Annotated in this window: 10 protein-coding genes; 2 read left to right on the top strand and 8 right to left on the bottom strand. The window is 68.5% G+C overall.

Annotation, left to right across the window (positions count from 1 at the left end; genetic code table 11):
- Positions 1-478 precede the first annotated feature (478 nt).
- Together AB0P18_RS10865 and AB0P18_RS10860 are read left to right on the top strand one after the other, a co-directional pair.
- Entirely contained in the window at positions 479-1,258 is a 780-nt protein-coding gene (locus AB0P18_RS10865) for an alpha/beta hydrolase (RefSeq protein ID WP_363360017.1), read from the top strand.
- A gap of 215 nt (positions 1,259-1,473) precedes the next feature.
- On the top strand, positions 1,474-2,355 hold the full coding sequence (locus tag AB0P18_RS10860) for a hypothetical protein (RefSeq protein WP_363360016.1): 882 nt from the start codon (positions 1,474-1,476) through the stop codon (positions 2,353-2,355).
- A 40-nt stretch (positions 2,356-2,395) separates the two neighbouring features.
- On the opposite strand, the gene AB0P18_RS10855 is transcribed toward AB0P18_RS10860, so the two are convergent.
- From AB0P18_RS10855 to AB0P18_RS10820, 8 genes are all read right to left on the bottom strand, one after another.
- The gene (locus tag AB0P18_RS10855; RefSeq protein WP_363360015.1) at positions 2,396-3,511 is read right to left on the bottom strand and encodes an adenosine deaminase; all 1,116 of its coding nucleotides are present in this window, start codon (positions 3,509-3,511) and stop codon (positions 2,396-2,398) included.
- 63 nt (positions 3,512-3,574) lie between these two features.
- On the bottom strand, positions 3,575-4,867 hold the full coding sequence (locus tag AB0P18_RS10850; RefSeq protein WP_363360014.1) for a thymidine phosphorylase: 1,293 nt from the start codon (positions 4,865-4,867) through the stop codon (positions 3,575-3,577).
- Positions 4,864-5,265, bottom strand: coding sequence for a cytidine deaminase (locus tag AB0P18_RS10845; protein WP_091704313.1), 402 nt, complete (start codon positions 5,263-5,265; stop codon positions 4,864-4,866). The genes AB0P18_RS10850 and AB0P18_RS10845 overlap by 4 nt, the downstream gene beginning before the upstream one ends.
- 71 nt (positions 5,266-5,336) lie before the next feature.
- Positions 5,337-6,563, bottom strand: coding sequence for an ABC transporter permease (locus tag AB0P18_RS10840; RefSeq protein WP_363360023.1), 1,227 nt, complete (start codon positions 6,561-6,563; stop codon positions 5,337-5,339).
- 53 nt (positions 6,564-6,616) lie between these two features.
- A complete protein-coding gene (locus AB0P18_RS10835; protein WP_344052288.1) occupies positions 6,617-7,921 on the bottom strand; it encodes an ABC transporter permease in 1,305 nt (434 codons plus the stop codon).
- The gene (locus AB0P18_RS10830; protein ID WP_363360012.1) at positions 7,918-9,459 is read right to left on the bottom strand and encodes an ABC transporter ATP-binding protein; all 1,542 of its coding nucleotides are present in this window, start codon (positions 9,457-9,459) and stop codon (positions 7,918-7,920) included. The genes AB0P18_RS10835 and AB0P18_RS10830 overlap by 4 nt, the downstream gene beginning before the upstream one ends.
- A gap of 93 nt (positions 9,460-9,552) precedes the next feature.
- A complete protein-coding gene (locus AB0P18_RS10825; protein WP_344052284.1) occupies positions 9,553-10,662 on the bottom strand; it encodes a BMP family ABC transporter substrate-binding protein in 1,110 nt (369 codons plus the stop codon).
- Between the two features lie 193 nt (positions 10,663-10,855).
- The gene (locus AB0P18_RS10820) at positions 10,856-11,971 is read right to left on the bottom strand and encodes a mannose-1-phosphate guanylyltransferase (protein WP_344052282.1); all 1,116 of its coding nucleotides are present in this window, start codon (positions 11,969-11,971) and stop codon (positions 10,856-10,858) included.
- Positions 11,972-12,099: the final 128 nt, after the last annotated feature.

Below are 12,099 nucleotides of genomic sequence, written 5' to 3'. Positions count from 1 at the left end.
GACGCGGTGATGCTGCCCGAGATCACGGCCGCCTAGACTGCAGCCAGCTGATCATCGCGTGGAAACGAAAGACCACCACTCAGCGGGACGTGGCCCAGCGCGGTTCGCTTCCAAGTGGTTTCTTTATAGCAATCGCTCCACCCACTGATCGTGTTGCAGTATGTACGACTGCTCACAACAGCCCACTCGGCTGCGTTCGCTGGAGTGACAACTCCCACGGAAGCCAATCCGATTGCAATCCCGACGAGAACTCCCGCCGTTCGCTTCTTGGCGCTTGACCGCAGACTGCTTGTCTTTTCCATCACGACCTCCTTTTCGACCGGTCGTACGAAACTAAAGGCTCGGGACAGACGAGGGTCGGCCAAATGTGAATTGTGGATAACCCTGCGGACCCGGTAGATCATGATCGTCGCTGAGCCTGGCCGGATGGCCGGCGGTAACGACAAGTCGGCAGGCGGTGCTCGCGTAGTCTGGCCGGGTGAGCGCGCCCCCACCCGTCGACCCTGAACCCGCTGCCCCTCCCCGCCGCCGCGGCCGGAGAATCCTCGCGTGGGTGCTCGGCTCGATCGCGGCGCTCCTCGGCATCACATTCGTGGCGTTCCTCCTGTGGGCGAACATCGGCGTGATGTCCGCCGAGCCGGACGCGTTGGCCGCGGTGGAGGACAACGCCGCGCTCAGGTTGACCGACGAGGGATCGGCGTGGGTGCTCGCGCCGGCCGATGGGGAATCCGAGACCGGACTGGTGTTCATCCCCGGGGCGAAAGTCGAGCCCGTCGCCTACGCCGCGACCCTCGCGGGTGTCGCCGAGGAGGGGGTCACTGTGGTGATCACCAAGCCGACGCTGAACCTGGCGTTCTTCGATTTCCGTCCGCTCTCCGATTTCACCGCGCTCGCCCCGGGCGTGCAGGACTGGTTCGTCGGCGGGCACTCCCTCGGCGGAGTGCGGGCGTGCCAGCTCGCCGAGGACACCGACGGTCTCGTGCTCTTCGGCAGCTACTGCGCCAACGACCTGTCGGGCACCGACCTGCCGGTGCTCAGCATCTCGGGCAGCGAGGACGGCCTGTCGACCCCCGCGAAGATCGAGGAGGCCGCCGACCTGCTGCCCGCCGACACCGAATTCGTGGTGATCGAGGGCGGCAACCACGCCGGCTTCGGCGCGTACGGCCCGCAACCCGGCGACGGCGAGGCGACCCTCACGCCCGCGGAGATCGAGGAGCAGATCACCGCCGCGCTCGGCCCGTTCCTGCTCGGGCAGTAGCTCGCGCGCATAGTCGCAAAAACTCCACGGATCCGGAGCCTTTCTCGCTTCAAGTCCCCCAAAGCGCACGGCTGACGAACGGATCTGTGGAGTTCTGCAGACGCGGGGGCTCCTCCCCAGGCGGCGATCGAGCCGAAGTCATCCGCAGATGTCAACGGGACCGGTGCACCCCCGCTCGGATCCGATTGGCTGGCCGAGTGGACAAGCCGGCACACATGGCTGCGCAGATCCTGCCTGCCACATTCCTCAGCCCCAGCGCACTCGCCGACCGCGGACTCAGTCGCCATGCCGTCGCGGGGCTCGTCGGCCGAGGAGTGCTGATACGACTCCGCAACGGTCGCTATGTGAGCGCGGAGGCACCCCGCGGGCTCATCGAAGCGGGGCGAGTCGGCGGACGCCTGGACTGCGTATCGCTGCTGGCCGCCCTCGGAGTCTTCGTGCGACTCAGCCATCCGCTGCACGCGCAGTTCGAGCCATCGACCACACGACTTCCGGCGAGGCAGGGCGTCGTCGCTCATTGGCGACGTTCTCGCGCCGAGCCGACCGCACTGGCCGCCGACCTCGTTGAAGCGCTCGCTCAGGCGTGCCGCTGCCAGAGTCCCCGGGACGCTGTGGCGACGCTGGACAGCGCATGGCACCACGGTCTGATCGACGAGGGGGATCTCCGCGACATCTTCCGACGATTGCCACGGCGGTACCGGAGCCTGCGCAGACTGCTCGACCGACGGAGCGAATCGGGAGCGGAGACCCTCATGCGGCTTCTCCTGCGCGGGCTCGGCGCAGAGGTCCAGGTGCAGGTGCGGATCGAAGGCGTCGGCAGGGTCGACCTCGTGGTGGACGGCTGGCTGATCGTCGAGTGCGACAGCCGCGCCTTTCACGAAGGGTGGGAAGCCCAGAAGAGGGACCGGGCACGCGATATCGCGGCCGCCGCGCTCGGATACACCACAGTCCGGCCGCTGGCGGAGGACATCCTCTACCGGATGCCTTCCGTCGTGGAGCTCATGAAGGCCATCGTCGCGCATGGACCACGACCAAACCTGCAGAACTCCACGGATTCGTCCCTCCGAAACCGCAGAGCGGTCCTGATCGGCCGGTGAACCATCAGATCCGTGGAGTTTCGCAGGCGCTCCGCGCGGACTACCGCTCGAAGCCCTCGGCGATGAGCTCGATGAGCTCCTCCCGCTCCTCGATCGGGAGGAATGCACCGGCGGCGGCGTTGAGCTGGAAGGTCTCGAGGTCGTCCAGGTCGTACTCGAACGCGTCGACCAAGAGCGCCAGCTCGCGCGTGAGCGAGGTCCGGCTCATCGTGCGGTTGTCCACGTTCACGGTGACCGAGAAGCCGAGCTGGTACAGCAGATCGAACGGGTGGTCGCCCAGCTCCTCGCCCCACGCCGCGACCGCGCCGGTCTGCAGGTTCGAGGAGGGCGACAGCTCGAGCGTGATCTCCCGATCCCGCACCCACCGCGCGAGATCTCCGAACTGCACGAGCACCTCGTCGCCGGCGCGGGAGATGATCTCCAGGTCCTGCGCGATGCGCACGCCGTGCCCGAGGCGAAGCGCGCGCCCGTCGATGATGGCCGAGCGGATGGACTCGAGGCCTGCGGCCTCGCCCGCGTGCACGGTCGTCGGGAAGAACTCCGAGGCGAGGTAGTCGAACGCCGCGCGGTGACGGGACGGCAGGAACCCGTCCTCGGGCCCCGCGATGTCGAAGCCGACGACTCCGCGCTCGCGCCAGGAGACGGCGAGCTTCGCGATCTCCAGCGACCGGTCGGTGTGACGCATCGCCGTGATCAGCTGCCCGACACGGATGTCATGACCGCGGTCCTCGGCGGCCTCCTCACCCTCCTCGATGCCGGTCTGCACGGCCTCGACGGCTTCCTCCAGCGACAGCCCGCGCGTGAGGTGCTGCTCGGGCGCCCAGCGCACCTCGCCGTAGATCACACCGTCCGCGGCGAGGTCCTCGACGAACTCCCGCGCGACACGCGTCAGCCCCTCGGGCGTCTGCATCACCGCGGTCGTCAGGTCGAACGTCTTCAGGTACTCCACGAGCGATCCGGAGTCGCTCTTCTGCGCGAACCAGTCCGCGAGCGCGGTGCCGTCCGACTCGGGCAGCTCGAGCCCGATCTCGTCACCGAGCTCGATGATCGTCTCGGGCCGCACTCCGCCGTCGAGGTGGTCGTGCAGCGAGATCTTGGGCAGCCCGCGAAGGGACAGCCCCTGCAGCTCCGTGTCGCCGTGCTGGTCGATCGGCATGTCGGTCTCCTCTGCGCCGGAGGCGCGGTGTGGGGGGGGTGAAACGGGGCGGATGCCGCCGCCTCAGGCGGTGATGCGTTCGAGTACTCGCGGCCGGGCTGCCGGGGCGTCCGCCCCGATCTCCCAGGATCCCTCGAGCGCCTCGAGCGCACGCGCGAAGCGGGACCCATCATCGGCGAGCAAGGTGAACAGCGGCTGACCGGCGGCGATGGGGTCGCCGAGCCCCACGTGCAGGTCGATCCCGGCGGCGTGGATCACCGGATCCTGCGCGCGAGCGCGCCCCGCGCCGAGGCGCCACGCCGCGACGCCGAACGGCAGCGCGTCCAGCCGGCTCACGACACCGGCAGACGGTGCGGTGACCGTGTGGGTCTCGCGGGCGACCGGGAGGGCAGCATCCGGATCCCCGTCCTGCGCGATGATCATCGCGCGCCACGCGTCCATCGCCCGCCCGTCCTTCAGTGCCGCCTCGACGTCCGCATCGGGCTGTCCCGCGAGGGCCAGCATCTCGCGGGCGAGGGCCACGGTGAGCTCGACGATGTCAGCGGGTCCTCCGCCGGCGAGCACCTCGACCGACTCGCGGACTTCGTTCGCGTTGCCGATCGTGCGCCCGAGCGGCGTGTTCATGTCGGTGAGGAGCGCCGTCGTCGCGACGCCGGAGTCCGTGCCGAGCGCCACCATCGTCCGCGCGAGCTCTCGCGCGCGGTCGACGTCGCGCATGAACGCGCCGGAGCCGAACTTCACGTCCAGCACGAGCGAATCCGTGCCCTCGGCGATCTTCTTGGACATGATGCTCGAGGCGATGAGGGGGATGGCCTCGACGGTTCCGGTGACGTCCCGCAACGCGTAGAGCTTCTTGTCGGCGGGTGCGAGACCGGAGCCCGCGGCGCAGATCACGGCGCCCACGTCACGCAGCTGCGCGAACATCTCGTCGTTGCTCAGTGCCGCGCGCCATCCGGGGATCGACTCGAGCTTGTCGAGCGTCCCACCGGTGTGGCCGAGACCGCGGCCCGACAGCTGCGGCACCGCGACACCGAAGGCCGCCACGAGCGGCGCGAGCGGGAGGGTGATCTTGTCGCCGACGCCGCCGGTGGAGTGCTTGTCGACCGTCGGCTTGCCGAGGCCGGCGAAGCTCATCCGCTCCCCCGAGGCGATCATCGCGTCGGTCATGACGCGGATCTCGGAGCGCTCCATGCCGTTCAGCAGCACCGCCATCGCGAACGCCGCCATCTGCGAATCGGCGACGTAGCCACGCGTGTACGCGTCGACCATCCAGCGCAGAGCGTCTTCGGGGACGACCCCGCCGTCGCGCTTGGCGCGGATGACGTCGACGGCGTCGAAAGGCTCCGGCGCGGTCACCGCGACGCCTCTTCGAGCTCGCGCGGACCGAACGCGTCGGGCAGCACCTCGTCGATCGTGCGGATGCCGGACACGGTCTCCAGCAGCATCCCGGGGATCGCGTGTTCGTACAGCAACTGCCGGCAGCGCCCGCACGGCATGAGCGTGCGGCCCTGACCGTCCACGCACACGAACGCGACGAGCTTGCCGCCGCCGGACATGAACAGGTCGCTCACGAGCGAGCACTCCGCGCACAGCGTCACACCGTACGAGGCGTTCTCGATGTTGCAGCCCGACACGATGCGGCCGTCCGAGACGAGCGCGGCGGCGCCCACCTTGAAGCGCGAGTAGGGGACGTAGGCGAGCTCCTTCGCGGCGGTCGCCGCGGCGCGCAGCTCGTCCCAGTCGATGTCGGTCACAGCGAATCCTCCGATGGATCAGAACGGCGGACGAGCGGATGCCGCGCCCGGCGGACCGGACGCGGCAGCACTCATCCCTTGATGTAGGGCACGCCGTCCGCGGCAGGTGCCCGGGAGCGGCCGACGACTCCGGCGACGACGAAGATCGTCACCAGGTACGGCAGCATCAGCATGAATTCGCTCGGGACCGGCGAGCCGATCACGCTGAGCGTGTTCTGCAGGCTCGACGCGAAGCCGAACAGGAGCGCCGCCAGGGTCGCCTTGAACGGGTCCCACTGGCCGAAGATCACCGCGGCCAAGGCGATGAAGCCCGCACCCGCCGTCATCTCCTTGTTGAAGGCGATGCCGTTTCCGATCGTGAAGACCGTGCCGCCAAGACCGGCGATCGCGCCCGCGAGCAGGACGTTCCAGAACCGGGTCGGGTTGACCTTGATACCGACGGTGTCGGCCGCCTGCGGGTGCTCACCGACGGCGCGCAGACGCAGGCCCCATCGGGTGCGGAACATCCCGAACCAGACGAGCGCGACCGCGATGTACATGAGGTACACGATGATCGTCTGCCGGAACAGCACCGGACCGATGATCGGGATCTCGCTCAGGAACGGGATCGGGATGCGCGGGAACCGCGGCGGGGAGTTCAGCAGCGCCTGGTTCGGCTGGAGGACCTGCGAGTAGAAGAAGCTCGTCAGGCCGATCACGAGGACGTTCAGGACGACACCGACGATCACCTGATCGACGAGATATCTGATCGCGAAGGCCGCCAGGACGAACGCCACGAGCACGCCGGCGGACATCGCCGCGACGAGACCGAGCAGCGGCTGTCCGGTGAGCGAGGAGACCACCGCCGCGCTGAAGGCTCCGGCCAGCAGCTGACCCTCGATCGCGATGTTCACGACACCCGCCCGCTCGCCGATCACGCCGGCGAGAGCCCCGTAGATCAGGGGGATCGCGAGGGCCACCGCGCCGGCCAGGAGCCCGGCGACCGGGATCGTCGCACCCGCCGCGGCCCACGTGAGGAACCCGACGATCGCGATGACGATGTAGGCCGCGACGAGCCAGAGCGGCGTCTTGCGGAACCCGCGCACGAGGATGGCCGAGAAGACCGTCAGCAGCACGAGCAGGCCGAACACCGTCCAGATCGTCACCCCGACCGGCGCGCTGATCGCGGGCAGCTGCAGGGCGTCAGCCTCGGTCGAGATGCGGAACGTCGTCTCACCGCTGCGCGGCACGGCGAGGATCAGCAGCGCGTAGAGAACGGTGAAGACCGCGAACGCGATCGGCGCCTTCCAGCTGCGCACGTCGGCCTTCGCGGGTGCCTCGACGGCTGCCGCGCCTGTGGTCTGCGTGAGTGTCACTTCGCCACCGCCCCTGCCTCGGCCTTGAGCTGCTTCTGCCGCGCCTTCTCGCGCCGGCGCTGATCGCGCTCGGCGGAGGGCAGGAAGAAGATCGTCCGCACGAGTGGCGGTGCCGCGATGAAGAGCACGATGAGCGCCTGGACGACCGTGATGATCTCGATCGGCACGCCCTGTGCGGCCTGCATGGAGAATCCACCGGCCTTGAACGCGCCGAACAGGATGCCGGCCGCGAACGTGCCCCACGGCGTCGAGCGTCCGAGCAGGGCGACCGTGATCGCATCGAACCCGATGCCGGCGTCGATGTCGGCCGAGAAGCCGGTCGTGATCGTGCCGAGCACCTGGTTCACTCCGGCCAGGCCCACCAGCGCGCCGGCGATCAGCATGCCGATGATGTACATGCTCGGGACGTTGATGCCCGCCACGCGCGCCGCGTGCGGATTCTCCCCCACGGCGCGGAACTTGAATCCGAGGCTCGACCGGCTGAGGATCCACCACACCACGATCGTCGCGATGATCACGAGGATGAAGCCGAAGTGCAGGTTGTACTGGGGTCCGAACAGCTCGGGGAAGACCGCGGTGTCCTTCATCGGGGGCGTCTTCGGGTTGCTCGAGCCCGGAGCCTGCAGCAGGCCGGGGGTGCGCAGCATCCACGAGATCAGATAGAACGCGATGAAGTTCAGCATGATCGTCACGATGACTTCGTGCGCGCCCGTCCAGGCCTTCAGCGCACCCGCGATGCCGGCCCACAGCGCGCCGGCGATCAGGCCCGCGAGCAGGGCCACGATCATGTGGATGCCCCACGGCAGGTCGAGCGAGAACGCGACCCAGCCGGCCGCCGCCGACGCCATGAGCATCTGCCCGCGGCCACCGATGTTGAACATGCCGATGCGGAACGCGAGCGCGACGCCCAGGCCCGCCGCGATCAGCGGGGTCGCGAAGGTGAGCGTCTCGGTGAGGGGACGGATGCCGCGGGCGAAGGTCGGCGCACCGAAGTTGTACACCGAGCCCTGGAACAGGGCGATGTAGGCGCCGGAGACCGCGCTCCAGACCGCCGCGATCGTGTCACCGGGTCGTGCGAAGAAGTACTTCGACGCCGTCTGGACCTCCTCGTCGGTGAAGGCGATCATGATCCCGCCGACGATGAGGGCGAGCAGCACCGCGAGCACCGAGATGATCGCGTTGCCCTGGGTGATCTTGAGGAACGTGTCGTGCCACTTCGACGGCTCCGGCGCCTCCTTCTGCACGAGGGGCGCGGATCCGGGCGCGGTGATCGACGTGCCTCCGGTCAGGTTCTCGCTCATGCCGCGACTCCTCTGTCGTCGGTGGGCGGGGTCGCTTCGGCGGGCGTCTCGCCGGCCATCATGAGACCCAGGACGCCGCGCGGGGTGTCGCCCGGGACGATGCCGATGATGCGACCGCGGTACATCACGATGATGCGGTCCGCGAGCGCGGTGACCTCGTCGAGCTCGGTCGAGACGACGATCACCGGGATGCCGGCATCCCGCGTCTGCACGATGCGCTTGTGGATGAACTCGATCGAGCCGACGTCCACGCCGCGGGTCGGCTGCGCCGCCACGAGCAGGGACAGATCCCGGCTGAGTTCGCGGGCGAGCACGACCTTCTGCTGGTTGCCGCCGGAGAGGGTGCCGACCGGGGCGTCGATCCCGGGACCGCGGACGTCGAATTCGGTGAACTTCTGCGCGGCGAACTCGGCGATGTAGCCGAGTCGGAGACTGCCGGCGCGGACGAACGGCGGCCCGTCGGTGCGGTCGAGCACCAGGTTCTCGGCGATCGTCATCTTGCCGACGAGCCCGTGCTCCTGACGGTCCTCGGGGACGAACCCGACTCCCTCGTCGAGGATGCGGCGGACGCTCGCGCCGACGAGCTCCTCACCGTTGAGCGTGATCGATCCCTGCACGCGCTGCTCGAGACCGACCAGCGCCTCCGTCAGCTCGGTCTGACCGTTGCCCTGCACACCGGCGATCGCGACGATCTCGCCCGCCCGCACGTCGAAGCTCACGTCGTTGACGACTATCTGATCCTTCGCGTCGATGACCGTGAGGCCTTCGACCACGAGGGACCGGTCGCCGAGCTTCGGCTCGTCCTTGTGGACCTTGAGCTCGACGGCGCGACCGACCATGAGTTCGGCCAGCTCGGCGTTCGTCGCCGTCGGCGACGCCTCGCCGACGACCTTGCCGAGCCGGATCACCGTGATGCGATCCGCGACCTCGCGGACTTCGCGCAGCTTGTGGGTGATGAACACGATCGAGGTGCCCGACTCCTTGAGCTGGCGCATGATGCCCATGAGCTCATCGGTCTCCTGCGGCGTGAGCACGGCGGTCGGCTCATCGAAGACGAGGACGCGCGCGTCGCGCGAGAGCGCCTTGATGATCTCGACGCGCTGCTGCACGCCGACCGGGAGGTCTTCGACCAGCGCATCGGGATCGACGTCGAAACCGAAGCGGGCGGAGATCTCGCGGACGCGCTCGCGCGCGGTGGCGAGGTCGAGGATGCCGCCGGCCTTGGTCGCCTCATGGCCCAGCATGACGTTCTCGGCGACGGTGAAGACGGGGATCAGCATGAAGTGCTGATGGACCATTCCGATGCCGGCGCGCATCGCATCGCCGGGACCCTGGAAGTTCTGGACGACATCGTCCAGAAGGATGACACCGTCGTCGGCACGGTACAGCCCGTAGAGAACGTTCATCAGCGTCGACTTGCCGGCGCCGTTCTCGCCCAGGAGACAGTGGATCTCTCCGGGCTGGACGACGAGGTCGATGTGATCGTTCGCGACGAGGGTGCCGAACCGCTTGGTGATCCCGCGGAGTTCGAGCTTCATAGCTGAAGATCCTAGTAAGTGGGGCGCGTTCGGGCGCGTGGGGAAAACGGAAACGGGGAGGCTGGGCGACCAGCCTCCCCGTCCGTGGAGGGATTACTGAGCGAGGTAGGACTCGACCGGGATCGACCCGTCGATGATGCCCGCCGCGATCGTGTCGAGCTCGCCCTGGAGGTCAGGCGAGACCTTGGACTCGAAGTCGTGGAACGGGGCCAGCGCCACGCCCTCGTTCTCGAGCGTGCCGATGAACGGCGTCGCGTCGAAGTCGCCCGTACCGGCGGCGAGGACCGCCTCCTGGACGCCCACGTCGATCGCCTTGCGGATCGAGGTCAGCAGCAGGTCGGCGACCGACGGGTCGGTCTCGAACACGTCCGCGTCCACGCCGAGCAGCGCGATGTCGCGGCCGGAGTCGCGGATCACCGAAGCAGCGCTCTGGTAGATCGGTCCGCCGACGGGCAGGAGCACGTCCACACCCTGGTCGACCAGGCCCTGGGCCGCGTTGATGGCGTCCTGGTTGGCCGCGAAGCCACCGGTGAAGACACCGTCCTGAGCAGCGCGATCCCAGCCGAGGACCTCGACCGTGTCACCCTTCTCGGAGTTCCAGTACTCCACGCCCTGCGCGAAGCCGTCCATGAAGATCGAGACGGTCGGGAAGTTCATGCCGCCGAACGTGCCGACCTTCTTGGCCGTCGAGTACGACGCCGACGCGTAGCCCGCGAGGAACGCGGCCTGCGAGGTGTCGAAGATGATCGGCTTGATGTTGGGCGCGTCGGTGTTGCCGTCGAAGTCGTTGTCGACCACGTCGTCGATCGAGACGAACTCGATGTCGGGGTTGGCAATCGCGGCCTCACCGGCGGCGGACGCGAGCGCGAAGCCGACCGTGATGATGAGCGTGCAGTTCTGGTCGATCAGGCTCGTGATGTTCGGGGCGAAGTCCGCCTCGGAGTCCGACTGGACCGTGACGTATTCGACGCCGAGCTCATCGGAGGCCGCAACGAGGCCCTCGAAGCCGAGCTGGTTGAACGACTTGTCGTCGAATCCGCCCGCGTCCGAGACCATGCAGGGCTTGAAGCCGTCGACGGCACCGCCGGCGGCAGCGGTTTCGCTGGCGGCCGGCTCGGGTGCCGATCCGCAGCCGGCAAGGGCGACGAGGAGTCCGGCGGCGGCAACTACCCCGACGAACTTCTTGGTGGTAGAGAAAGTCAACTCACGCCTCCATGAAAGGTGCCCCGCGCACTTCGCGGGTGACGTGCCAAAGTTACCGACTGTGACGCGGGGCTTGCATGCCGGACAGGCCCCCGGCGGCCAATGGTTACAAAGACGCAACACGCCGGAATCGGATGCCGCACTCGGCGGGACTGCGATTCACCGGTGCCGGTGCGCCGGGCGCGGCATCCGCTCAGAGGACGTCGCCGCGTCCGGTGAGCTTGAGGGCGTCCACGACGCCCTTCACGCGCTGCGCGTGCTCGCTCGTGGTCACCAGGAGCGCGTCCTCGGTGTCGACCACGACGATGTCCTTCACTCCGATCAGGCTGATCACGCGCTGCGTCTGACTGACGACGATGCCGCTGGAGGCATCGGAGAGGATGCGCGCGTTCTCGCCCAGGATCGCCAGGTCGTTCTTGCGTCCGTGGGAGTTGAGCTTGGCCAGGCTCGCGAAATCGCCCACGTCGTCCCAGTCGAAGTGGCCCGGGATGACCGCGAGGCGCCCCTTCTCGGCGGCGGGCTCGGCGACGGCGTAGTCGATCGCGATCTTGGTGAGGGTCGGCCACACGCGGTCCACGACCGGACCGCGCTTCTCGCGGTCGTCCCACGCCTCGGCGAGATCCATGAGACCGGCGTAGAGGTGCGGATCCTGCTCGGCGATCTCCCCGAGGAGGACGTCGGCTCGCGAGATGAACATGCCGGCGTTCCACAGGTACGACCGCTCGGCGAAGTACTCCTTGGCCGTCTCCAGATCGGGCTTCTCGACGAAGCGCTCCACCAGTGCGGCCTCGGGTGCGCCGTCGACGATGAGCTCGGATGCCTTCTTTATGTAGCCGAATCCGATCGAGGGCTCGGCCGGCTGGATGCCGATCGTGCAGATGTAGCCCTCGCGCGCGACGGCGACCGCCTGGCGCACCGCCCACTCGAACAGATGCGGGACGCGGATCACGTGGTCCGCCGCGAACGAGCCGATGATCACGTCGGGTTCGCGACGCACCAGGATCGCTGCGGCGAGACCGATCGCCGCGGTCGAATCGCGCGGCTCGGACTCCAGGAACACGTTGTGGTCGGGGATGTCCGGCAGTTCCTTCTCCACGGCGGCGCGGTGCGCGCGCCCCGTGACGACCGCGATGCGGTCGCCGCCGGTCAGCGGCTCGAGGCGGTTCCACGTGTCGCGCAGCAGCGACGAACCCGATCCGGTGAGGTCGTGCAGGAACTTGGGGGCGTCCGCGCGCGACAGCGGCCACAGGCGGCTGCCGATCCCGCCTGCGGGGATGACGGCGTAGAAGTCCTCGATCGGCTCTGGCATGCCTCCACCGTAGCCGCGGGCCCCGACCGGCGCGTTTCGCCCGCATGTCCGGCATGTGTACCGGCTCGGGGTCCGAAACTCTCTCGACATCGAGAGAGTTTCGGCACGCCGACGTCGCCCGCCTCATC

Source organism: Microbacterium sp. NPDC064584 (assembly GCF_040687315.1).
Classification (GTDB): Bacteria; Actinomycetota; Actinomycetes; order Actinomycetales; family Microbacteriaceae; genus Microbacterium; species Microbacterium lacus.
The sequence above is the reverse complement of the archived record's forward strand: the minus strand, read 5'-3'. Positions and strand labels throughout refer to the sequence as shown.